This window comes from Rhizobium cauense, from assembly GCF_019511525.1.
Lineage (GTDB): Bacteria > Pseudomonadota > Alphaproteobacteria > Rhizobiales > Rhizobiaceae > Rhizobium > Rhizobium cauense.
In genome coordinates this window covers 396513-419286 of sequence record NZ_JAEUAT010000003.1, presented here as the reverse complement: position 1 = coordinate 419286, position 22774 = coordinate 396513, and the positions used below count along the sequence as shown (strand labels likewise).

Sequence of the window (22774 nt, the reverse complement as noted above, 5' to 3'; positions counted from 1 at the left end):
GGTCTTCGACCCTTGGCTTGAAGCCCCCTCCCCGGGAGCAGGTTGCAACGCAACGTTGGGCGTCAGCGCACGGCGGCGCCGGAGACTGCCGTCACGATGTATTTCTGGAAAAACAGGTAGAGAACGAGGATTGGCGCGCCAGCAAACACGGCCTGCGACATCAGGAAGCCAAGGCCCTCAGATTGCGCAAAATTGGTCTGGGTCGACGCAATGCCAATCGTCAACGTGTACATTTCTTTCTTGGTGCCCGAAATCAGCGGCCAGAAGTAGTCATTCCAGGCCCCGAGGAAGGTGAAGATGCCGAGCGTTGCTTGCGCTGGGATCGTCAGTGGCAGGAGGACCTTCCAGAAGATCTTGAAACGGCTGGCGTTATCAAGGAGGGCCGCTTCGTCAAGCTCCTTCGGTATGGCGCGAAAATACTGCGTCATCAGGAACACGCCAAACGGCGCGGACAATCCCGGAAGGATCAGGCCGTGATAGGTGTTGTGGAACTTCAGCCAGCTGAAGATCTGATGGCGTGCAATCAGCACCGCTTGCTCGGGGATGGCAAGACCGAGCAGCACGATGATGAAAAGTGTGTTGCGGAACGGGAAATTCAGACGCGCGAAACCGTAGCCGGCCAGTGATGCGAGGACCAGCGTGAAAATCGTCAGCCCGCCAGCGACAACAAAGCTGTTCAAGATCCAGCGGAACACCGAGGAGGTTGCCAGAATGTTGAGATAGTTGTTGATCGTGTAGGGAGCATGGAAGACGGAGTTCATGTCCGCCATCAATTCCTTGTTGTCCTTGAGGGACAACCCGATCACCCAGAGCACTGGCGCCATCATGACCAGCGCGCAGACAAGGGCCAGAATAAGTATCACACGGTCGCCGGTCGAGCGGCCGACCATGTTTCCACCCGATACAGCGGTCATCCTTCTTCCCCTTTGCGGCGCGAAATGAAGTACTGCGCCATCGCAGCAATCAGGATCAGTATGAAGAGAACTTCAGAGGCGGCAGCACCAAGACCGAGGTCCCACTTGGTGAAGGCTGCTTCGTAGATGTAAAGCACGATCGGCTTGGAAACATTGTTCGGACCGCCGAGGGTCATCAGCTTCGCCTGGCCAAAGAGCTGGAATTGCAGCACGACCTGGATGATCAGGACAAGCACAAAGGTCCGCCGGATCGAAGGCAGCGTGATGTACCAGAGCGTTCGCCAGCGGCTGGCATTGTCGAGTGCCGCTGCCTCATAGATTTCTGCCGGCACCTGCTGCAGGGCTGAGAGAAAGAGCATCATGGGCAGACCGATGCACCACCAGACGGTTGCGATCGCAATGCCGATCATGGCGAGGTTCGGGTCGGAGAGAAAGGCAGGTGCTGGCACACCGAACCAGCCGTAAATCGTGGCAAGAAGACCGAAATTGCCGATGAAGACGATACGCCAGATCAGCGTGACGATCGTGACCGACAAGACAGATGACGAGAAATATACGGCGCGCAGTGCTGCTGCCATCTTCGTCTTGCGGTTCAATGCTAGCGCCAAGAGCAAACCCAAAAGGGCCAATGTCGGGACTGTGAGAAACACGAAATAGAATGTGTTTCCAACGGCCTGGAGGAAGATCTTGTCGTTAAACAGCCTGATGTAGTTGCCGAGACCAACAAAACGACCGGTCCCGAAGGCATCAGCCTTGTGAAGGCTGAGCCAGATACCCCAGAACAACGGCACGACAAGGAGGGTCACAAAAAAGAAGAGGTATGGCGCGACGAAAAGCGCGTTTCGCCAGAGCGGTGCATTGATGTTTTGCACTTTCACTCTCGCCGCGACACCGGTCGCATCTCTCGCAGGTGAGAGTGTCGCCTCAGCCATGGCCAACCTCCTCATTGTGCCAGGCCTTGCCAGCATCGTCGAAGAGATGCGTGCGCGTGCCATCGAGATTGAGCCCCACTTCGTCGCCGATAGCGACCCGGCTGTTGCCGATATCCTCGGCGACGATGACGCTCCCATCGCTCAGGCGAGTGTAGAGAAGGGTGCGGTCGCCTAGGCGCTCCAGCACATCAACCTTGCCCGTTGTGGTCGGGGCAGCACCGTTAGCCCGCTTGACTGCTTCGGCACGAATGCCGAGGGTATACTCGCCTGCCTTGACGCCCTCCGCCCGGATCGCCGTCTGCAATTCGGTTCCGTCTTGAAGCCTGGCGCGAACGAAGCCATTTTCTTCGGAAAGACCAACATTGAGGAAATTCATCGTTGGTGAACCGACGAAGGTTGCGACGAAGCGACTAGCCGGACGAGAATAGATCTCCATCGGCGTACCGATCTGCTCGATCTTGCGATTGTTCATGACGACGATGCGATCGGCGAGCGTCATCGCTTCGATCTGATCGTGCGTGACGAAGATCATGGTCGATCTTACCCGGTTGCGCAGTTGCGCAAGCTCGACGCGCGTACGAACGCGAAGCGCAGCATCCAGGTTTGACAAGGGCTCATCAAAAAGGAACGCTTTTGGTTCCTTGACAATCGCACGACCGATGGCAACGCGCTGGCGCTGACCGCCGGACAACTGGCCAGGCTTGCGCTCAAGCAGATGACCGATTTCGAGCATCCGGGCAGCCTCGGCAATGCGTGCGGAGATCACCTCGGTCGAAACGTTGATGTTGCGTAGCCCGAAGGCCATGTTGTCGGCAACTGTCATATGCGGATAGAGCGCGTAGGACTGGAATACCATGGCGATGTCGCGCTGACCGGGGGGCAGCGTATCGATACGCTCGCCGTTGATCGAGATCGTGCCCTCGTCCACGCTCTCAAGGCCCGCGATCATTCGAAGAAGCGTAGATTTGCCGCAACCAGACGGACCAAGGAACACCATGAATTCGTTCGCCTTGATCGACAAGGAAAGGCCGTCGAGGACGGTGATCGAGCCGTAGCGCTTGGTGACATTATGGATTTCGATATTAGCGGTCATCCGACTGCTCCTGAATTGCAGTCAGAACCCGAAAAACCGATACCAAACAATGAATGGCATGCATCCGCTGAGAGAGCACCGGCCTGGAAAAGCCGGTCTCTCTCAGTTCGTGATTGTGCCAAAACAGAAGCGTTTGCTCCCATCTTTTCCTCCCAGTGGCACGTCAAAACCGGTGTGCTGACGTTAAATCATACAATTGTTTTGTCAACATATCGTTTGATACGTATCAAGAAACACGATTTAGATTATGCTTGAAGGCGGATCATTCGATATGAGAGCGGAGCGATCCTGGCGCTAAGCTTGCCATCAACGAAGCTCGAGCCGGTGACGGCCTTCGGTACGACGTTGTCGGGCTTTTCAGCGGTGTTGGTGATGGTGAGGTCACTATGGACGACGACCTGATCATCGATGACCCGCAAGGCGCCAAACTCGAGCAGGCTCGCATCGAGATCAAGCGTCTCCGTGCCGTGACGATTGACGATGAAGAAGGTAACGGTCTTCTTGTCCGCATCATGAACGGCCGACACGTCGAGATAGGGCACGTCGCCGAGGTCGTCGACCTTGTAGGTCGGGCTGTCGACCATCAACTTCAGAGCAGTCCCGCGCCCGTAAACGGAAGCAAAATAGTAGGGATAGTAGATCGTCTGGCGCCATGCCGGGCCACCTGGAACCGTCATGATCGGCGCGATCACGTTGATGAGCTGCGCCAGGCAGGCAATCTTTACGACGTCGGCCCGGTTGATGAAGGTATTGAGGATGCAGCCAACCTGAAGCACATCTTCGAAGTTATAGTCATCCTCAAGCAAAGCAGGCGCATGCGGCCAGCCATTGGCGCCTGCAAGTGTTGCCTTGTCGCGCTCCTTGGAGTGATACCAGACGTTCCATTCGTCGAACGAGATGTAGACGTCCTTGGTTGAGCGCTTCTTTGCCTTGATGTAATCGATCACGCCGGCGACCGTGCCGATGTAGTTGTCGAGTTCGATGCTGCGTGCGAGATAGTTGGCCGTGTTCTTGGCGCGGTTTTCGAAGTACATGTGCAGCGAGATGTAGTCGACCTCGTTATAGGTGTGATCGAGGACAGTCGCCTCCCACTCCGGATAGGTCGGCATGTGTGCGTTCGATGACCCGCAGACGACCAGCTCAAGCGAGCTGTCAAAGGCGCGCATTGCCTTGGCTGTCTCATGCGCCAAGCGACCGTACTCGTCAGCCGTCTTGTGGCCGATCTGCCAGGGGCCGTCCATCTCGTTACCCAGGCACCAGAGTTTGACGTCCCATGGCTCTTTGCGGCCATTCGCGATGCGCTTGTCGCTCCACTCGCTTCCGCCGGAATGATTAACGTATTCAAGGAAGTTGCGGGCTTCATCAAGGCCGCGCGAACCAAGGTTGACAGCCAGCATCATCTCGGTGTTGGCCGACGTGCACCAGTCGGCAAACTCGTGGATGCCGACCTGGTTGCTCTCGGAGGTGTGCCAGGCAAGGTCGAGGCGGGTCGGGCGGCTCTCTTTTGGGCCAATGCCGTCTTCCCAGTTGTAGGCCGACACGAAATTGCCACCGGGGTAGCGGACCATCGGGACATTGAGCTCCTTGACGAGCTCGATGACATCCTTGCGCATGCCACTCTCGTCAGCGGTCGCATGGCCAGGCTCATAAATGCCTGTGTAAACGGCCCGACCGAGGTGTTCGATGAACGAACCGTAAAGCCGCGGGTCGATGTCCGAGATTGTATATTTGCTGTGCGCTGTGACCGCAGCCTTCATGATATCCTCCACTATATCCTTATTTGTGATGTGTATCACAATTTGAGTTGAATAAAGCGGATGCCGGCAGCTCGGTCAAGCCTAAAGTTCACAAAACCGGATAGACTCACCGGGTCTTCAAGCGAAGCAGGATGTCCTGGTCGTAGTTGCCGAAACCTCGGCCGAAAATATTGACACCGCCGGGGTGCTTGGCATCGTCTCGCACTCCGATGCGAAGGCGAATCGAGTGATGCTCATCGAGTTTCAGGTTTGCGAGCGTGACATCGGAAATGCGCAAGCCATCGACGAATGCGCCGTCGTCGTTGATGCGGAAGTTCTTGAGCTTGCCATATTGCGATCCCTTCAACTTCCACCAATCCGGGGTGAAAACCCCGCGTTTATCGCCAAAGTCGCCAGGCGACGTCCAGGTGCCGATATCGGCGCCGTTGACGGAAAGCGTTATGTCGGATGGCCAATCAGCGCTTGTTCCAGGAACCTCGGAGCTAAGCTCCATCACGAATTCGATTTCCCGAATGCTCGTATTCGTCAATCGCGCATTGTTGGGAAACTGATATTCGACGTAGCCGCGCGTAAACCAGATAAGCCCAGCCTTCATGCGATCCGGATCAAGGAAGGTATTCGGAACGTCAAGCAGCCCGATGATGCCATCGGCGGAACATAGCCCGCAAGGCGCCGTCACTTCGAAGCTCGTATAGAGCCCCAGCGGCATGGATACCTCGATTGCATCTGGTTCAGTTTCTTTGATTTCGTTCTTGAAGACGACCAGAATCTCATCATAGACGCTGCGGCAGACCTTCTGGTTGCCCTTTCGCGCCTTTAGAGTTTCCGTCTGGATCAGTCCTGCTTCTTCCAGCATCTGGACGTTCGTAGAAACGCTGGATTGCGGCAGTTCAAGTATGTCAGCAATTTCATTGACGTTCAGGGCCCCTTTCTCATGCAGGAGCTTCAACACCGCGACACGAGCCGGTGATGCGAGACCCTTGAGGATAGGCATGCCTGCTTCGGGGTCGACGACAAGGAAATTCCGGCTCATGGGGTTCCGATCTGCGAAGGTGATCGGTTTTCTATATCAGAAAAACTGATCTTATCAATAGGCGATTGCTGGAGATCTGTGGGAACTGAACTGCTTCGCCGTGCGGGGCAATGCTGAAGAGCGGATTCGTGCTGGCCTAGGACATGAACCGGGTTACGTAAGCAAAGCTTCTGGCTGCGAATTCATAGGGCTCTTGTGGATTGTCGTGTTCGACGACCAAGGTGCGGGCGCCGTTTGCAATGGCTGTGCGCCATAGCAATGGCCAGACGAGAATACCCGAGCCGACGTCCGACCATCCCTCCTCCTCGGCTTTGGCGCCATCCGGCGCCTGGTCCTTGACATGTGCCGATGCGAGCACGCTTGCGTACCTGTGCAACCACTCGCCCGGAACCACACCAGCACGAGCCAGCCAGGCGATATCGGCCTGCCATACGAGTGGACTTCCCCTCGCTGTGTCAAACATCAACTCGAAGCCATATCGACCTCCGTGGAGGCGAGTGAAGCCAGCGGTCTTGTTGTGATATCCGAGTTGGACGCAATCCCCCTTAAACCGGTCTGCCAGTGCACCTAGCTCACGGCCGAGGCGTTGCCAGGCGCTCGCAGTTTCCTGTGCGCCAGACGGTGCCGGATGAGGAACAAACAATTCGCCGATCCCGCAGCTATGACAGGCGTCAACGAACATTGCTCCCTCGGTCCTCAATGCTTCCAGGCTGACATGCGCAGTCGGCGCGGTCAGTTGATGGCGACGCAAGCCGTCCCTTAGCTCGCCAACGTCGCGCAAATGGCTTTCGAGAGGCTCTACCGAACGGAACCCGGCGCGGGCCGCTGCCGACAGTTGTGCCTCAAGCGACCCAAGTCCCCTCAAAGAGAAAAGCTGCAGGGATAGTGTCGGTTTCATCCTAGAGCCTCCGGGCGACCCGTCCCTGCCCTCGGTTGGTCGGTGGTGATTTGAAATAGCATGCCTGCGGCGGGGTTTGAACGCGTGGCATCAATTTCTAGACCAATCCCCCCAAGTTGTTTTGCAAAGCAAGCTGAAACCCAACATTGGAGACCACCTTCCCCAACCAGTATCGGGCACGTTGCGGCCAAACCCATTAACGAAACCCATCCGACGCCGGTCGCGTTCCAAAGGCGCTTTCAGATCAACCCCTCGCTCAAAAAGGTCCCGCGGCAGTGCCGCGGGACCTCATGTGGCCGTGACCGGGAGAGAGATGGTCAGGCGGCCTGAACCTTCCGGCTGTTATGCGCCCATTCCGGCAGCCAGTTACCGTGAGCAGCGAGTAGATCGTCGACCATGGACCAGATCTGGTCAAGGTCGAGTTCGGCCGCAGTGTGGGGGTCCATCATTGCGGCATGATAGATGTGTTCGCGATTTTCGGTCATCAGCGCCTGGACAGTCAACTCCTGGACATTGATGTTGGTGCGCATAAGTGCGGTCAGTTGCGGCGGCAGATCGCCGATGAAGGTTGGCTGGATCCCGGAAGCATCGACCAGGCATGGAACTTCGGCGGCGCAATTATATGGCAGAGAGGTGATGCAGCCGTTGTTTCGGACATTTCCGTAGATGACGGACGGTTCTCCGGTCCAGACCGAATTGATGATCGACGAGGCATACTCCTTCGATTGCTTCACTTCGATCTTGTCGGCGGACCGATAAGCCTCTGCCTGTCCCTTCCACCGTTCAATCTGCTCTATGCAGCGCTTCGGATATTCATCGAGTGGAATACCGAATTTCTCAATCAGATCTTCGCGGCCTTCCTTGATGAAGTATGGCGTGTATTCCGCGAAGTGCTCCGAGCTCTCGGTCACGAAATAGCCAAGGCGCGTCAGCATCTCATATCGGACCTTGTTGGGGCAACGAGGATTCCAGCCGGGCTTTGGTGCACGGCCTTCGCGATAGGCGCGAACGAGATCCGGATAAAGATCCCTGTAGGAGCCGTCGGCCTGGCGATGCTCGAACTTGAGATAGAAGGCCATGTGGTTGATGCCAGCGGAACGGTAACGGATGTCCTCGTAAGGGATATCGAGATCGTGCGCGAGCTCCATCGCCGTGCCCTGCACCGAGTGGCACAAACCCACCTGTTTGATCGTCGGATACTTTTCCGCGATCGCCCAGGTATTGATTGCCATTGGGTTCACATATTGCAACATGATCGCGTCCGGGCAGACGGCGAGCATGTCCTCGCAGATTTTCCAGAGATGCGGCACCGTGCGCAATCCGCGCATGATCCCACCGACGCCAAGTGTGTCGGCAATCGTCTGACGCAGCCCATACTTCTTCGGGATGTCGAAATCCGTGACGGTGCAAGGCTCGTAGCCGCCAATCTGGAAGGCAACGACGACGAAGTCAGCACCCGTCAGTGCCTTGCGCTGATCAGAGTAAGTCTCGGCCTTTGCCTTGACACCGAGTGTCGAGATCAGCTTGTTGACGACAACGGCACTTTCCTCGAGGCGCTGGGGATTGATATCCATGAGCGCGATCGTTGCGCCCGATAGCGCTGGGCGCTGCAGCACGTCGCCGATAATGTTTTTCATGAAGACGGTGGAGCCAGCTCCGATGAATGTGATCTTGGGATTTCTTGCCATTATAACCTCCGGCATGTGCAATCAGGCTACTTCGAAAGCGGCTTTGACAAGGCGCTCCGTGTAGGCGGTCTTGGGGTTGGTGAGAACTTCGTTGACGGGTCCCTCTTCCATGATCTTGCCATGCTGCATGACGATCACACGGTGGCAGAGAGCACGCACGACCTTGAGATCATGCGAGATGAAGAGGTAGCTGAGGCCGCGTTCGTCCTGCAGCTTGCGCAAGAGCTCGATGATCTGGGCCTGGACGGACAGGTCGAGTGCCGAGGTCGGCTCATCGAGCAGGATGAATTCCGGTTCGAGTGCGACGGCGCGGGCGATCGCGATGCGCTGGCGCTGACCGCCGGAAAACTCGTGCGGAAAACGCGACAGAATATTGCCGGGCATGCCGGCTGCAATCAGCGCCTCGCGAACACGGTCGAGCCGTTCTGCCCTGGTCGCCCCAAGCTGATTGACGATCAATCCCTCCTCGATGATCTGACCGATCGTCATGCGTGGGTTGAGAGAGGAGAACGGGTCTTGAAACACGACCTGCATTCGCGACCGCAGGGGGCGCATTTCAGCCCGCGACTTGCCGTGGATCGGCAGCTTGTCGAAGAAGATCTCGCCGCCATCAGGATCGTTCAATCTGAGCAGCGCCTGCCCGAAGGTCGTTTTCCCGGATCCAGACTCCCCGACAAGTCCGAGCGTCTCGTGCCGGCGAAGCGTCAGGTTCAGGCTGTCAACTGCAACCAGTTCCTTGAGCTTCGGTTTAAAGAAGCTGCCATGGCGCATCATGAACGAGACGCGCACGTTGCGTGCATCAAGGATGACATCCGACCCCTCCGGCAACGGATTGGCCTGGCCGCGCGGCTCGGAGCCCAGAAGATGCCTGGTGTAAGTATGCTGCGGGTTGGCAAAAAGCCGCTCCGTCGTGTTGTGTTCGCGCATTTCACCATGCTGCATGACGTAGACATAGTCGGAGAACTTGCGCACCACTGTCAGGTCGTGGGTAATGAGGATCACCGCCATTCGCAGTTCTGTCTGAAGGTTGCGAATGAGATTGAGGATCTGGGCCTGCACGGTGACATCGAGCGCCGTCGTTGGCTCGTCTGCAATCAAGACGTCTGGATCGTTGGCAAGGGCCATGGCGATCATCACACGCTGGCGCTGTCCGCCCGACAACTGATGCGGATACTGCTTCAGGCGTGCTTCCGGGTCGGGGATCTGAACGTGCTTCAAAAGCTCCAGGGCGCGCGCTTCGGCCTGCTTGCGGCTGACCTTGCGGTGAACGCGGATTGCCTCCACGATCTGGGTGCCGATCGTATAGATCGGGTTCAGCGAACTCATGGGCTCCTGAAAGATCATCGAGATCCGGTCGCCGCGCAATTTTCGCCGCTGACGCTCGGAGAATGTCAGGATATTCGTGCCGTCATATTGGACGCTCGACTTGTCGGAGACGGTCGCACGCTTCGACAAAAGCCCCATGACTGTACGGGCCGTCACCGACTTTCCCGAACCGGATTCGCCAACAATGGCAATCGTTTCGCCCCGGTAAAGCTGAAAGGAGATATCTTTTACTGCATCGACAATGCCGTGCTCGACCTTGAATTTGACGCCGATGTTTCGGGCATCGATGACAGGTTGTTCCGAATGTGCCTCGTGGTCGTGACGTACGGGTGGTGCGAAGGAGTTGACGAGCGAGAGTGCCATCTTCAATACCTCAGTAAGGATCGACCGCGTCGCGCAGACCATCACCCAACGCGTTAAACGCGAAGACGGTGAGCAGCACGAAGCCGACTGGCGTAAGGATCCAGGGATAGGTCCCGATGACGGAGTAATTGGCGGTATCCTGCAGCATCAGTCCCCAGGAAATCAGCGGCGGCTTCACGGCAAAGCCGAGAAAACCCAGGAACGATTCCAAGAGCACGACGCTTGGGATATGCAGGGTGACCGCAACAATCACATGGCTCATTACGTTCGGAAAAATGTGCTGGAAGATGATGCGTCGGTCGGTTGCGCCAACCGCCATCGCCGCGCGGACATAGTCGATCCTTGCAAGCGCCAACGTTTTTCCGCGGACCTCGCGCGACATCTGCGCCCAGCCGAGTGCGGACATCACGACGATGACAAAGGCGAGAAATACGTTGGTCGGCGCGGTGACGGGGATGAGCGACGTCAGAGCCAGATAAAGTGGCAATTGCGGGAAGGCCAGAACGATCTCCACAAAGCGCTGTACCCATGCATCGAACGTCCCACCGAAGTAGCCGGAGACCATGCCGACGGTGGTGCCGACAATCGTGACGATAAACACGACGGTCAGCGCGATCATCAGCGAGATGCGAGAACCGATGATTGCCCGCGAGAGGATATCACGGCCAAACTTGTCGGTTCCGAGGAAATGGACCGGCTGACCGTCGATTGTACCGAAGAAGTGGCGGCTGGCAGGTATCAGACCAAAAACCCTGTATTCCGAACCCTTTACGAAAAAGCCGAGCATACGCGGATTTTCGTAATCGGGACCGACGATTGGCTGGAAGGTCACCGGGTCTAGCTCCTCGGATTCTCCAAGCGCATAGACGCGGGGCGGATAGGTGAAATTGCCGTCCTTGTCGTGAAAGCTGATCATCTGTGGCGGCGCGAAACCGACGTCTGTTGCCTTGGGGTCCATCGGTGCGAAGAAATCGGCGAAGACTGCCATCAGGAGAAGCAGACCGACGAGGATCAGGCCCATCATGCCGGTCCAGGAGCGTCTCAGCCGGCGCCAGACAAGCGAAAGGTAGCTCTCGTTGCCATGTGGGGCGTTCTTGACCGTGTCTTCGTGTGGCGGTGGTGGAGCGGAATCAAAGGCGAGCATGTCAGGCTCCTCCGTACTGGCGGACGCGCGGGTCCAGCAAGGCAAGCAGCATGTCGGCGATGATGTTGCCAACGATGAGTGTCGCGGAAAGAACCATCATGAACGTTGCCGTCACATAGACGTCGCCGATTGCCATGGAGCCAACGATCGCCGGCCCGACAGTCGGGAGTGAGAAGATGATGGCAGTCTCGATTTCGCCGGTCAGCATGTAGGGGAGTACCACGCCCTGGTACATGACGAGCGGATGCAGTGCGTTCGGCACCGCATGGCGCATCACTACTGCGCCGCCCGACAGGCCCTTGGCGCGTGCCGTTTCGACATATTGCGCATTCAGGGTATCCAGCAAATTGCCCCGCATGACGCGCATGTTGTAGGCGAGGCCACCGAAGGTCGCGATGGCGACCACGGGCCACACATGGCTGACGAGGTCGACGAATTTCGCCCAGGACCAGGGAGCACCGCCATACTGTGGCGAGAAGAAGCTGCCGATTTCCGAGACGTTGAATTGGAAGACAAGCAGGTAGACGATAATGAGCGCCATCAGAAAGCGCGGCACCGTCATCCCAAGGAAGGAAACGCCCGAGAGCAGGCTGTCGATCCAGCTGTACTGGCGCGTGGCGGCCCAGATTCCAAAGCCGATGCCAAGCACCGAGGCGAAGATGTGGCAGACGAGCGCCAGCGCGAGTGTGCGCGGCAATCGCTCGGCCACGACATCGGCGACCGGCTTGTTGTAGAACATGCTATGGCCGAAATCGCCTTGGGTTACGATGCCCTTGATCCAGTTGAAGTATTGGATGACCATCGGCTGATCGAGCCCGTGGGCGACACGGTAGGCCTGAGCCTGTGCGTCTGCCTGAGCAAACGAGGCGCCACTCTGATTGATCAGCTGAGACCGGATGTAGTCGGCATAGTCACCGGGCGGAGCCTGTATGATCGCGAAGGTCACGATGCTCAAAATGATGAGGACAGGTATCGCAGAGGCTATGCGCACGAGCAGGAATCGTAACATCGGACGGTTCGCTTCTCCTTGCCGCCAGTCGCGCCTGTCGGTGCGGCCGGCTTGTTGATATTGCCCGGCCGCGCTTCACGCGCGACCGGAGTGCTCGGTTGGGAGGGAGCTCTTAGTTGATCGGGCCCTTTTCGCCGGGCTTGCCGGGCAACTGTTCCGGGAACAGCTCGTATTTGCCCTGCTTGTCGGCGGCCACCCACAGACGTTCGCGGATGACGGAGTCTTCAGCCCAGTTGAACATGAAGATCGGGGTACCTTGAGGCACGTTCGAGAAGCGCTTGTTGATGATCAGCGCACCCGGATACTCCGTAAGGCCGACGGTATCGACATTTTCGGTTGCAACCTTCTGGTACTGCTTCATGAGCTCGACACGCTCGTTGTTGTCCTGGCTAGCCTGGAACTTCGTGACGATGTCGACGAGCTTTTCTTCGTAAGGCATCAGGTCAACCTTGCCGTCCTTGCCAGCGCGGTGCTGCCAGCTGGTGCGTGGGCCGACCGGCGCAAGCTGCTCGGTGTTCTGCACAACCGATGCAAGTTCGGGCGAACTGCGCTGGATCAGCCAGTCGAAGCGGCCGGCATAGTGGGCATCGTCACGCTTTGGTCCATCCAAGGCATTGAGAATGACCTTGATCCCAAGCTTCTCCATTTGTCCGATGACGCCTTCGGCGAGGCTCTTGTCGGTCGCGTAGCCGTTGTTGACGAGGAGTACGATCTCGACGTTCTTGCCGCCTTCCGTGTTGGCCGGGAAGTTGACAAACCCGTCTCCATCCGAGTCCTTAAGTCCAGCCTTTGCAAGCAATTCCTTGGCGCCCTTCAGGTCGAAGGGGTAATAGACCACAGAGTTGCGATCGTAGAAGCTTGTACCGGACGAGATGCCACCGGGATAAATCGCCGTGAATGGACCCTTCACCAGGGAGTCGCCGATCGCCTTGCGGTCGAGACCCATGGTAATTGCCTTGCGGAAGTCCTCGTTGCGGTTGAGTTCGCGGATCGCCTGGCCCCGTGCGTCAGGATCACCCCAGCCGTTCGCGGACAGGTTCATGCGCAGGTTATAGCCGATCAGGCGGGGACCAAAGGCGAGACGAGCCGGTGCGGTTTTCTCGGCAGCGCGCTTCAACGACGCCACGAAGTTTTCCGGCTGCTCGAGGTTGGAAATGTCACCCGATCCGGCAACGGCCTGCACGTCACGATCTGCCCAGGTCGACAGCTTGTAGTGCAGTTCGTTGAGGTAAGGCAGCTGGTTGCCCTTCTCGTCGACCTTCCAGTAGTAAGGATTGCGGCGCATCACGATGATGTCGTCAGGACGGTACTCGACAGGGACCCAGGCACCCATGACCGGCATATTCATGTATTCCGGGGGGAAAGCATTCTTGAACTGGTCGTAGGTGTTCTTCGAATACTTCGGATGCTGCGGCTTCAGGATGTGCGACGGGCCAGGGCAGAAGCTCGGGTAGGCCATCGTGTAGAGATACTGCTTCGGGAAGGCGTCCTTGAACGTCCATTCCACCGTATAGTCGTCGATCTTCCTGAGTGTCGTGCCCTCTCCGAAGGCTTCAGGCGACGCGCCACCGCCGAGCGGCGAGACGTTCGGGTCGATGACCTCGTCTTCCCAGTAGAACATGATGTCGTCAGCGGTAAACGGAACCCCATCAGACCATTTCGCACCTTCAACAAGGTGCATCGTCAGCTTGTGACCGTCCTGCGACCAATCCCAGCTCTTTGCGAGGTTTGGAAGCGGTTCGGTGTCCTTGGCCTCCACCTGGAAGAGTGGTGCCGTGCGGGTCAGGCATTCCGAAAGACCAATGTCGATACCGCCCCAGCCCTGTGTCTGGCCAGCGCCGTAGTTCCAGCCTTCGGGCCGGCCGCCGATAACGTGACGGAGGGTGTCGCCGTAGACGCCTATTCCGTCGACCATGTTCTCGGTCTTGAAGACGAGCGGCTCCTTGGGCAGGCGATCCTTTACCGGCGGAAGCTTGCCGGCGTCGACGAAGTTCTTCTTCACCCAATCCGGTTCATTGTATGCAGGAAGCGCTTTGAACTCCTCGATGGAGTCTCTCGAGACGTACTTGATCTTGCCCTCAGCCGGAAATTGCGGCGGAGCGGGCGGATTGGTCGGCTCTGATGCGTAGGCACTAAGGGCCGAAACGGAGACGCTGAGCGCCAGTCCGGCCATGATGCCAATGTTGCGATAGTTTCTCATCGTTTCTCCCTCTTGCTTCAGGGTGCCTCAGGCAGCCCCGCTTCTCCTCAAACGATCCGGCGACGGGCTTAGGGCGATGTGGTCACTCCCGGGACCCCATCGCCACCCGTCCTCCGGGAACTCAGACAGCCTGTTTGAGCGCCGCCTTTTCGGCGCGCAGCTCGTCGATCGAGCGAACGTTACGGCGCGCTGCACCAGCCCATTCACGGGTCTTGACGGTCGACTTCGCCAGACGCTCCTTGGCGGCTGGGACCGCATCGGCGTATTGCGGCAACCACCGGGCCTGGGCGACGACCATCTCGTCGACCATCTGCCAGACCTCCTCAGGAGTGGCGACTGCGCCGACAAGCGGGTCGTGCAGTACGGCGAGCTTCAAGAGGTCGATATCGCCGCTGATCGCGGCATGAACCGACATGCGCTGGACATTGATGGATGCGATGCAGGTCGCAGCGCAGGCTTCCGGGATGGTGATACCGGAGACCATGTTGATGCCGAAACGGTCGACGAAGCCGGGAGACTCGATGATGGCGTCCGACGGCAGGTTCGTGATGACGCCATTGTTCTTAAGATTGAAATGTCCGCGGTAGACGCGACCTGTCTCAAGTGCTTCGAGAATATGGCTCGCATGTTCGTTCGAGCGCTTGGCGCGATCGATCGGCTTGGTCGCCGACTCCAGGAACTGCGGGAACTCGGTTTCGAACCAGTTGCGGGTCTCTGTCGAATGCCTGAGGTAACCGCCAGTTTCGCCGTGGATCCAGTCGGACATGTCAATCCACTTGGTGATTTCGTCCGGGCGCTTGCGGTACCAGGGCAGGTATTCGGACAGATGGCCATTGCTCTCCGTGGAATAAACGCCGAACCGCTTCAAGACATCGATCCGGAGCTTTTCCTGTTGCGAGAACACTGGGTGTGCTTCGAAGGCGGCGATCAGCTCGTCCTTGCCGATCTTTCGACCGTTGAGCTTCAGATCGACGAACCAGGTCTGATGGTTGATCCCCGAGCATATGTAGTCGAGTTCGTTCGCAGACTTGGCGCCAAGCACTTCGGCGATCTGTTCGGCGCCGTGCTGAACACCGTGGCAAAGACCCACAGTATCGACCTTGCCGTACTCGATTGCCGCCCATGTGTTCATGGCCATCGGGTTGGCATAGTTCAGGAACTTGGCACCAGGTTCGGCGACCTTGCGGATGTCCTTGCAGAAGTCAAGGATGACGGGAATATTGCGCTGTCCGTAGAGAATGCCGCCTGCGCATATCGTATCGCCAACACATTGGTCGATGCCGTATTTTAGTGGAATGCGGATGTCGTCCGCATAGGCCTCCAAGCCACCAACGCGCACGCAGCTGATGATGTAGCGCGCGCCAGTCAGCGCCTCGCGGCGATTGGTCGTGGCACTGACCTTGGTTGGCAGTTTGTTGGAGGCGACGATGGTGTCGAGGATCTGCTTGATCATCTGCAGATTGTGTTCGCTCATGTCAGTGAGGGCGAACTCGACGTCCTGAAACTCGGGCACGCAGAGGATGTCGGTAAACAGTTTTTTCGTGAATCCGACGCTGCCTGCGCCGATGATAGCGATTTTGAAACTCATAATCCTTGCCTCTATGCGATCAATTTGCAGGCGCTGAGCGATGAGAAGAAGAATAGGACGCGGGCTTGCGCTCGACGCCAAAAAAGGCCAGAAATCCGGCTTATTCTCCTCCCCGCCGCTCCTCGGTGCTGGCGGTGTTCTCTCTCTTGAGGGCGGATTATGCTTAAATTTTTCGAGGTCGCCAGAGAAGGATTATGCTTTCATGGGTAATTCTGTGCTGCAGAAATTGATTGACAACGGCCCTGTGATGCGGACGGTGTCGCTACCGCGTGGCCGGCAGAGCTTGCACACCATGCCGACAAGTACTGGCTATGAAATCCGCGAGAATGCGACCTACGACTGGGATGGCCGCAAGCGCGGGCAGACGCCCTTTACCGTTCTGCAGCACACGATTGGGGGCGCGGGAAACCTCAGATACGAGAATCGGCAGCTTCGTGTGAGGGAAGGCGAGACGCTTTTGGTCCTCGTTCCGCACAATCATCGCTATTGGCTGGAGGATGGCGATCGCTGGGAATTCTTCTGGATTTCGATGAATGGCGAAGAGGCGTTGCGCATCCACCGATCGATCCTCGCTGTGACGGGACCAATTCTGAAGCTTCAACCAAAGACGATCGAGCACCTTGCTGATTGCAGCTTGCGACTGATTACTGGTGGTGAGACGCCGGGACTTGCGTCCGCAATTGCCTACGAGGCGGCGATGGCACTTTACGACGACGTTTTTGGGTCGCACCCGGTGTTCAGTGAAGAATATCGGACGATGCAGCACGTCATCGACTATATCATGGCCAACCTTGAACGCCCCCTACCCGTCGAGGATCTTGCGCGGGTTGCTGGCTTGAGCAGAGCACATTTCTCGCGCATGTTCGCCGCCAATGAAGGATTGCCACCAGCCGAATTCGTGTTGCAGAAACGGTTGAAGCGCGCGGTGAAGCTTTTAACAAAAACGGCCAACATGCCCGTGAAGGAAGTCGCAATTCGATCGGGCTTCGAAGACGCAAACTATTTCTCCAAGGTGTTTCGGCGTGTCTACGGCACCAACCCGACCGAATTTCGTACGACAGGCATGTATGCGAGCGTCGGCAAATCGCACTGACGCTCACATATGTTGGTTCCTCTTGTTACTTGTAGGACAGGCTGGGATACCAGGTGGGCGGGCGCCCTTCCGGTGTTGTGTCGAGCACGGTCCATAGTGGCATAAAGTCAGGGGCGCCGCGGGGATCCTGGCCCGGATCGGCTGTCGCTTGCCCCATTTCTGGGTTCCAGAAGTGCCGGATCGTACTGTCCTTCATCGTGAAGACATTGTAGGCCGCATCGTCACTGCCATCAGGTCCAATCGCATGATAGTCCCGGCTGAACTCATCAGTAATGTCGTGGTATAGAGGCAGGTGATTCCAACCGCGCTCCTTCTTGAAAGCCAGGAGTCGATCGATCGGCGAACGCGCGACAACGGCGAAGGCGACCTGCTGATGGATATCCGGCATCTCTCCGTCAAGCGCCGACAGCATCGACGTACACATCGGGCATGGTCTCTCGCGCTGCGGCCCGTACATGAAGCTGTAGACCACCAACGTAGGCTTATCTCCGAACAAATGACCTAAGGTGACCTCGCCGTCCGGACCCTGGAAGCGGTAGGCCTTAATCACCTGTCCGCCTGGAGGTAGCGCACGGCGCTTTTCGGCAACCTGTTCGATATGCCGGCGCAGTTCGATTTCCTCTGCGAGCAGGTCATCACGAGCTTGCCTGTATTCCGGGCTCTCGTTTGGAAAGCTGAGGCCATTTCGTCTTGCCAGTTCCGTTGCTGAAACAAGGTTGCGCACATCCATCGCAGGATCCTCCTCTGTTTTTCGACGGTACAATGCGACGGATCTTGCAACAGTACCCGCCGCCCAGACAAGGAACGTATGACGTTAGGTAAATTCGACACCCTGTTTGAAAAAATTTCATCCGGGGGCCTCTAACTGCACTTTCTAGGCGCTTGAATTTGCTGCAATACGATCGTTCGTTGCAGCCGCGCAGAAAATCGTCAATCTCGAGCTTTAATGCCTCTTTCCCATCCAGTTTCGGGGCCTATGTCCACTTCATCCTCCATCTCCTGGAAGGACGAGGGGAGGCTCAAGGCATCGTGGCAACCGGTGTGCGAGCCTCCCTCCATGGAGACAACGATGCGATCCTTCATATCCTTGATTGAGGCCGCCGTCATCGCGGCGGGGTCACCTGTGGCATCCGAAGATGGCGGAGGCTTCGAGCGCGCCAGGGCTGTGTGCTCCTTCCTCCAAAATACCGGGCTGAATGGTAATTGCTCTGTCGATGCAGACCAGACGATTATCGAGGTCTCGCTAGCGGGCCACTACGACAGTCCCGCTGACTGTCCGAAAGTTGTCGACATGCTGCGAGCGCATGGCTTCCAGCTGGGTTCGGGCTGGGAGCTGCGCATCAGGGCGAGCGTCAAGGACGAACCCGCCGTCATGGAGTGTGGCCTGGCGCCCCAAGGAGAATAGTCGCACCCCTTGCGCTCACTAGCATGGATCCCGGGCTATTGTCCGGCTTTCGGCGCAATCGTCAGCTGGGATCCATGCGCATCGCGGAGTTCGTTGTCGCCAGGCATGCGGTCCCTTGCCTTATGGAGGAGGACTGCTCGGTGGCCGCCTTGTTGGGCCGGCTCGATCAATGTGACGTCTGAATTGCCGGGATTGTCGGAACGCTCGAACCAATCCACCGTGTGGCGCAGAAAGTTCATTTCGAATGCTCTGTTCGTGACGCCGTGACCGACGATGACCAGGTCGTTTTCGGCCTTGGTTAAGTCATTCATCACGGTTTGAAGAAACAAACGCACTCGTTGGGCGACATCGGCCCTGCTTTCACCATCTGGTGGCCTTGCATAGAACTTTCCACTGGTGCTGCGCAGTCTCGCCCATTTCTCGAATTCGTCCGGAAATTTCTGCTTGCGTTCTGCATGGTCGTAGATCTCGGTGAAGAGCCCAAAATCCTGCTCGCGCAACAAATAGTCTTCCCTAACCTCTTCGATCCATTCAAAGGCAGGGCTTCGAGCAATGCGTCCTTGCTTTGCCGTGTTCTCAGATAGGGAGAATACCAGACGCGTAGTTTGGGCGTCTCAAGTCGGCGCAACTCAGCGACATAGTCTGCCAGTGCCCGTCCGGCCACGAGTGCCTGTTGGTACCCCCATTGTGTCAGGGGAACGTTATGATCGCCAAACTGCCGGTAGGCCTGCTCATTGATGTTGCCCAGTGATTCACCGTGGCGGACAAGAAATATACGCATCAGCTGCCGTTTTCCGTTATCAGCGCTCGTCTATCATGATGGTTGAGCGGGCCGGCTGCAACCTTCGGAGTGAGCATTGTCAGTCGATTAGGGGTGAGTGGAAGTGAACGCGATTGGTTTTCGGCTATCTTTTGGGTGATCCTCCTGAAGATCCGCGTATAGAAGGAAAACTACGGACGATTGGCAGGAACGACTACTTTACGTGCCATGTCGGCCGTAGAGACCAGCTTGGCCGCTGCCCCAAAACAGACGTCACCAGCGATTGGGCGGGACGACCTGATTGCGCTATATGTAGCGACAAATGCTGCCCCAGGCGGTGAGCCAATCTGCCCCTAAACGCTGCATACGTTTTGGCGCCAGGACACCATAATGAGACACGGAATCACTAAATTCTCTTTTCAGCAGGTTGATGTCTTTTCCGCCAAAGCTTTGCTGGGCAATCCGCTGGCGGTTGTCATTGGAGCAGATTCGTTAACGGCATCTGAGATGGCTGCCTTTGCGCGCTGGACGAACCTTAGCGAAACGACTTTCCTCCTACAGCCGAGGTCGGCAGATGCCGATTACCGCGTTCGCATATTTACACCTGTTGCTGAGTTGCCCTTCGCGGGTCACCCCACTTTGGGGAGCTGCCACACTTGGCTGTCGTCCGGTGGGAAGCCAAAGAGTGCCGAGATTGTCCAAGAGTGCGAGGCGGGACTAGTCCACATTCGGCGCAACAATGGACGACTTGCTTTCCAAGCCCCCGAACTGCGGCGATCAGGCCCGGTGGAACTCGACACACTGACGCTAGTTCTCAAAGGCTTGCGGTTGACATCCGGTGACATCGTCGATGCCAACTGGGTGGACAATGGCCCTGGCTGGCTCGCTGTCCGACTGCGATCCAGGGCTGACGTCCTCGCGCTTCGTCCGGATTTCGCCATCCTGTCTGGATTACGGGTCGGTGTCGTTGCCCCCTGGGATCCAGCAAAAGATGGGCGGGAAGCGGATTTCGAGGTGCGTGCCTTTTCCGCGGCCGGTTTTGAAGACCCGGTAACCGGCAGCTTGAATGCAGGCATCGCTCAATGGCTGATTGGTAACGGCATCGCTTCTTCATCATACATTGCCAGCCAAGGTACCGTCCTTGGACGGGAAGGACGTGTTCATGTGGAGCTGGTCGAAGATCAGATTTGGGTCGGTGGCGACGTTACAACTTGCATAGAGGGCGTGGCAGCCCTTTAAAGCAGCTGGCCACCATGATCGTATCGCTATCGATGATGTCCGCAAAGTCGGATTTGAGATGAGGGACGATCTTGGCCGGAGCATCACCGTGGACGTGATAGCGCCTAGCGCCCCGAATCGAGACGATGCTGCATCAGCATCTGCATGTCGATAATGACAAGCGCTTGTTCCAATTTCCAATTCTCTCAGGATCCGTGAGGTGACGGAAGGGCCTGCCATTGGCCAATCATGCCCGGAAACGGCCTAATTCCAGACCTTCGGTTGGTAGGTGTGATGGCAGCGGACGGTCTACAAACGGCTCCGAAGCTGCCAGCGCCGCAGATCTCTCAGTTGGCGGAATCTGCAATGTAAATCCGGAAAACTATTGCGATTGCGCAACACAGCGACCTTTAGTCCCTTAATATGAGGTAAGACTTATATACGAGGTATTGCCCGCTCAGGACCGGTCCACATAGTCTCCAGCCCAGACGGAGGGGAAAGCCATGATACAGATTGATTGGCCCAAGCCGATGCTGCAATCAAAGATCACTGATCTGATTGATCGGGTTTTAAGGGCATGGTGCGCCGAGCATGGGCACGGGTTCGGCAGCAAGGAAGTAAGAGACAAGGCAAGGAGCCTTCTCCAGTGGATCGAATTTGGGGTCACAGACGAATGCGAGCTCGCGGACCTCATCCGCGACGATGTCGTGCTCACCCGGCGTTAAGTTCGGCACCTCTGACAGTTATGTAGACCGCGTCCGCTGCAGCCTCATTGGCGCCATCCGGTCCTATCACCCAATGTGGCAGTGCTGTTTCCCGCGTTGGCGCTAGAAATGCGCCATTGGGTTACGGGCGGATTCCATCGGAGAAATCTTTAGAGCTCAAGCGGATTCCGAAATAGCCCACAGATTCGGCAGACAGGCGAATTTGACATCGCGCGCCGTCGGGGGGACCCTTGAGGAACAGCGATTCGGATCGCTCCGGCTTGCAACAGCGATCCGCCGTGCCGCGCGTCAATCCGTCTTGTCGAGTCCAAAGCTATCGGGAGAAACACCATGATACCTTCGAGTCTCTTCTATGATCTCATTGATTCCCAAATCGCGTTTAAGATCGTGCAGAGGAATTTCAACAGCCCCAACTTCATCTTCAGCGTACCGCGCGCGAAAGATGGGCAACTGCGAATGACGATACTCGGGGGGCAGGCCCTGGTCGGATCCGCCGATGCCATACTGGCCCGCCTGAATGCACTCCTATGCGCGCATCCCTCGTCTCAGCCGCAGCATTCCTTCAGGCAGGTTGCCGACAATGGAAAGGTGATAACCTATTCGCTCTTCCCCGAAGGGGAGAAGAGCAAGCATCACGGTATGCCTGAAGAACTGTCGGTCGAGTGCCGGATCATGCCCGCCGATGATCCAAGCTCAGACCGAGAAACGGTCATTGTCAACGTAATCATAGATGGAAGGCATAGTCTTCACCTTATGGAAAAGATCGGCAACGATAACTTCCAGGAGGTCAGTCGCCTTTCGGCGCATGCTCTGCCAAAAGATATTCATCAGAGGCTGGCGGCCAATGGATACTATCAACAGAGCTTCGTAGCCTTGTATGGCGAAGAGGCGCTCGAAGAGGCCAAATCAAAGCTCAAGGCTACCAGCAATCGATGGGCGCGCCCCAATGTCGACCCGCCACACGCTCGTCATTGAGCGCGGGTTCCTGGACGCGCGCGCAGCTGGCTCGGTATGGCGCACCTAGCCTTGCGTACTCATAAACTGTCACCTTCGGCTTCAGCGCCGAGTGAATAGGCACTCTACGGCTCGTCGTGTCTAAGATGCGGACGAAGTTGCAGAGGATGGTCTGCTGCTTATCGCGCCGCAAGCATTGGCAAAATCAAGCCCCAGCGCGTCTCTTGAGGTGGTCCGGATGGTTCGAAACCGAGTTTCTTGTAGACGGCAATCGCGCGTTCGTTGGCCGGGTGAGGATCAGTCCCGATAACCGGTACACCAGCATCGAAGAGAGCCCTCATTCTCGCACCGATAAATGCTGATCCGTGCCCAACGCCGATCATTTCGGGGTCTCCTATGAATTGATCTATCCCTCGCGATCCCTCGGGAAGCCCGGCAAAATGGTGATCTTCCCAGCCGTGGACGGTGTAGTCCTGCATGAACGCGAAGGGGCGTCCGGCGGTTGAAACAATGAAACGCGCTACACGGGAATCGGCCAAATCTTCTGCATCGTAAGGCTGATCTGAGTCCCACCATGCGCGGACATGCGGGTTCGATTGCCATTTTGCAAGCAACGGGAGATCACCCAACGTCGCTTTGCGAAAACTGTATTGGTCGGCGGCCGTCATTTAAAA

The 22774-nt window shown here is 57.2% G+C and carries 19 protein-coding genes and 1 pseudogene; 5 read left to right on the top strand and 15 right to left on the bottom strand.

Annotated elements, in window-relative coordinates:
- Positions 1–62: 62 nt before the first annotated feature.
- From JNB88_RS07995 to melA (JNB88_RS07940), 12 genes are all read right to left on the bottom strand, one after another.
- Positions 63–914, bottom strand: coding sequence for a carbohydrate ABC transporter permease (locus tag JNB88_RS07995; protein WP_220354983.1), 852 nt, complete (start codon positions 912–914; stop codon positions 63–65).
- Positions 911–1846, bottom strand: a complete 936-nt coding sequence (locus JNB88_RS07990; protein ID WP_037135932.1) for a carbohydrate ABC transporter permease — start codon at positions 1844–1846, stop codon at positions 911–913. Before JNB88_RS07990 ends, JNB88_RS07995 begins: the two co-directional genes overlap by 4 nt.
- Entirely contained in the window at positions 1839–2939 is a 1101-nt protein-coding gene (locus tag JNB88_RS07985) for an ABC transporter ATP-binding protein (protein ID WP_220354982.1), read from the bottom strand. The genes JNB88_RS07990 and JNB88_RS07985 overlap by 8 nt, the downstream gene beginning before the upstream one ends.
- Positions 2940–3184: 245 nt before the next feature.
- Entirely contained in the window at positions 3185–4696 is a 1512-nt protein-coding gene (gene arfA / locus JNB88_RS07980) for an arabinosylfuranosidase ArfA (RefSeq protein ID WP_220354981.1), read from the bottom strand.
- A 106-nt stretch (positions 4697–4802) separates the two neighbouring features.
- Positions 4803–5729: an ArsR/SmtB family transcription factor gene (locus tag JNB88_RS07975; protein WP_220354980.1), complete on the bottom strand. Its 927-nt coding sequence runs from the start codon at positions 5727–5729 to the stop codon at positions 4803–4805.
- 136 nt (positions 5730–5865) lie between these two features.
- Positions 5866–6627 carry a sugar phosphate isomerase/epimerase family protein gene (locus JNB88_RS07970; RefSeq protein WP_220354979.1) on the bottom strand — a complete coding sequence of 254 codons (762 nt, stop codon included), beginning with the start codon at positions 6625–6627 and terminating at the stop codon, positions 5866–5868.
- A 317-nt stretch (positions 6628–6944) separates the two neighbouring features.
- Positions 6945–8315, bottom strand: coding sequence for an alpha-glucosidase/alpha-galactosidase (gene melA / locus JNB88_RS07965; protein WP_220354978.1), 1371 nt, complete (start codon positions 8313–8315; stop codon positions 6945–6947).
- 21 nt (positions 8316–8336) lie between these two features.
- Complete coding sequence (locus JNB88_RS07960) at positions 8337–10004, bottom strand: ABC transporter ATP-binding protein (RefSeq protein WP_220354977.1); 1668 nt, start codon at positions 10002–10004, stop codon at positions 8337–8339.
- A gap of 10 nt (positions 10005–10014) precedes the next feature.
- Complete coding sequence (locus tag JNB88_RS07955; protein WP_220354976.1) at positions 10015–11148, bottom strand: ABC transporter permease; 1134 nt, start codon at positions 11146–11148, stop codon at positions 10015–10017.
- A 1-nt stretch (position 11149) separates the two neighbouring features.
- Positions 11150–12157 (bottom strand): ABC transporter permease, encoded by a 1008-nt coding sequence (locus JNB88_RS07950; RefSeq protein WP_220354975.1) that lies wholly within the window; start codon positions 12155–12157, stop codon positions 11150–11152.
- A gap of 112 nt (positions 12158–12269) precedes the next feature.
- Positions 12270–14357: an ABC transporter substrate-binding protein gene (locus JNB88_RS07945; protein WP_220354974.1), complete on the bottom strand. Its 2088-nt coding sequence runs from the start codon at positions 14355–14357 to the stop codon at positions 12270–12272.
- Positions 14358–14478: 121 nt separating this feature from the next.
- Positions 14479–15945, bottom strand: coding sequence for an alpha-glucosidase/alpha-galactosidase (gene melA, locus JNB88_RS07940; RefSeq protein WP_220354973.1), 1467 nt, complete (start codon positions 15943–15945; stop codon positions 14479–14481).
- 202 nt (positions 15946–16147) lie between these two features.
- Between melA (JNB88_RS07940) and JNB88_RS07935 the strand changes: the two genes are divergently transcribed.
- Complete coding sequence (locus tag JNB88_RS07935; RefSeq protein ID WP_220354972.1) at positions 16148–17038, top strand: AraC family transcriptional regulator; 891 nt, start codon at positions 16148–16150, stop codon at positions 17036–17038.
- A 25-nt stretch (positions 17039–17063) separates the two neighbouring features.
- Here JNB88_RS07935 and JNB88_RS07930 read toward each other — a convergent pair whose 3' ends face one another.
- Complete coding sequence (locus JNB88_RS07930) at positions 17064–17768, bottom strand: DUF899 family protein (RefSeq protein ID WP_220354971.1); 705 nt, start codon at positions 17766–17768, stop codon at positions 17064–17066.
- Positions 17769–18107: 339 nt separating this feature from the next.
- On the opposite strand from JNB88_RS07930, the gene JNB88_RS07925 reads away from it, so the two are divergent.
- Positions 18108–18443 carry a hypothetical protein gene (locus JNB88_RS07925; protein WP_220354970.1) on the top strand — a complete coding sequence of 112 codons (336 nt, stop codon included), beginning with the start codon at positions 18108–18110 and terminating at the stop codon, positions 18441–18443.
- Positions 18444–18478: 35 nt separating this feature from the next.
- Here the strand turns inward: JNB88_RS07925 and JNB88_RS07920 are convergent.
- Positions 18479–19224: pseudogene (locus tag JNB88_RS07920) on the bottom strand (histidine phosphatase family protein).
- Positions 19225–19593: 369 nt separating this feature from the next.
- On the opposite strand from JNB88_RS07920, the gene JNB88_RS07915 reads away from it, so the two are divergent.
- From JNB88_RS07915 to JNB88_RS07905, 3 genes are all read left to right on the top strand, one after another.
- Complete coding sequence (locus JNB88_RS07915; RefSeq protein WP_220354969.1) at positions 19594–20442, top strand: PhzF family phenazine biosynthesis protein; 849 nt, start codon at positions 19594–19596, stop codon at positions 20440–20442.
- A gap of 482 nt (positions 20443–20924) precedes the next feature.
- Positions 20925–21146 carry a hypothetical protein gene (locus JNB88_RS07910; protein WP_220354968.1) on the top strand — a complete coding sequence of 74 codons (222 nt, stop codon included), beginning with the start codon at positions 20925–20927 and terminating at the stop codon, positions 21144–21146.
- Positions 21147–21476: 330 nt separating this feature from the next.
- On the top strand, positions 21477–22121 hold the full coding sequence (locus JNB88_RS07905; RefSeq protein WP_220354967.1) for a hypothetical protein: 645 nt from the start codon (positions 21477–21479) through the stop codon (positions 22119–22121).
- Positions 22122–22279: 158 nt separating this feature from the next.
- On the opposite strand, the gene JNB88_RS07900 is transcribed toward JNB88_RS07905, so the two are convergent.
- Positions 22280–22768 (bottom strand): GNAT family N-acetyltransferase, encoded by a 489-nt coding sequence (locus JNB88_RS07900; protein WP_220354966.1) that lies wholly within the window; start codon positions 22766–22768, stop codon positions 22280–22282.
- Positions 22769–22774 lie beyond the last annotated feature (6 nt).

Bases quoted from the DNA above. Each gene is read 5' to 3' on its own strand.
- JNB88_RS07995 (WP_220354983.1), bottom strand. From the start codon at position 914: ATGACCGCTGTATCGGGTGGAAACATGGTCGGCCGCTCGACCGGCGAC.
- JNB88_RS07955 (WP_220354976.1), bottom strand. From the start codon at position 11,148: ATGCTCGCCTTTGATTCCGCTCCACCACCGCCACACGAAGACACGGTC.
- JNB88_RS07950 (WP_220354975.1), bottom strand. From the start codon at position 12,157: ATGTTACGATTCCTGCTCGTGCGCATAGCCTCTGCGATACCTGTCCTC.
- JNB88_RS07925 (WP_220354970.1), top strand. From the start codon at position 18,108: ATGCGATCCTTCATATCCTTGATTGAGGCCGCCGTCATCGCGGCGGGG.
- JNB88_RS07945 (WP_220354974.1), bottom strand. From the start codon at position 14,357: ATGAGAAACTATCGCAACATTGGCATCATGGCCGGACTGGCGCTCAGC.
- JNB88_RS07990 (WP_037135932.1), bottom strand. From the start codon at position 1,846: ATGGCTGAGGCGACACTCTCACCTGCGAGAGATGCGACCGGTGTCGCG.
- JNB88_RS07900 (WP_220354966.1), bottom strand. From the start codon at position 22,768: ATGACGGCCGCCGACCAATACAGTTTTCGCAAAGCGACGTTGGGTGAT.
- JNB88_RS07930 (WP_220354971.1), bottom strand. From the start codon at position 17,768: ATGGATGTGCGCAACCTTGTTTCAGCAACGGAACTGGCAAGACGAAAT.
- JNB88_RS07960 (WP_220354977.1), bottom strand. From the start codon at position 10,004: ATGGCACTCTCGCTCGTCAACTCCTTCGCACCACCCGTACGTCACGAC.
- JNB88_RS07970 (WP_220354979.1), bottom strand. From the start codon at position 6,627: ATGAAACCGACACTATCCCTGCAGCTTTTCTCTTTGAGGGGACTTGGG.
- JNB88_RS07905 (WP_220354967.1), top strand. From the start codon at position 21,477: ATGATACCTTCGAGTCTCTTCTATGATCTCATTGATTCCCAAATCGCG.
- JNB88_RS07975 (WP_220354980.1), bottom strand. From the start codon at position 5,729: ATGAGCCGGAATTTCCTTGTCGTCGACCCCGAAGCAGGCATGCCTATC.
- JNB88_RS07935 (WP_220354972.1), top strand. From the start codon at position 16,148: ATGGGTAATTCTGTGCTGCAGAAATTGATTGACAACGGCCCTGTGATG.
- JNB88_RS07985 (WP_220354982.1), bottom strand. From the start codon at position 2,939: ATGACCGCTAATATCGAAATCCATAATGTCACCAAGCGCTACGGCTCG.
- JNB88_RS07910 (WP_220354968.1), top strand. From the start codon at position 20,925: ATGATACAGATTGATTGGCCCAAGCCGATGCTGCAATCAAAGATCACT.
- melA (WP_220354978.1), bottom strand. From the start codon at position 8,315: ATGGCAAGAAATCCCAAGATCACATTCATCGGAGCTGGCTCCACCGTC.
- melA (WP_220354973.1), bottom strand. From the start codon at position 15,945: ATGAGTTTCAAAATCGCTATCATCGGCGCAGGCAGCGTCGGATTCACG.
- JNB88_RS07915 (WP_220354969.1), top strand. From the start codon at position 19,594: ATGAGACACGGAATCACTAAATTCTCTTTTCAGCAGGTTGATGTCTTT.
- arfA (WP_220354981.1), bottom strand. From the start codon at position 4,696: ATGAAGGCTGCGGTCACAGCGCACAGCAAATATACAATCTCGGACATC.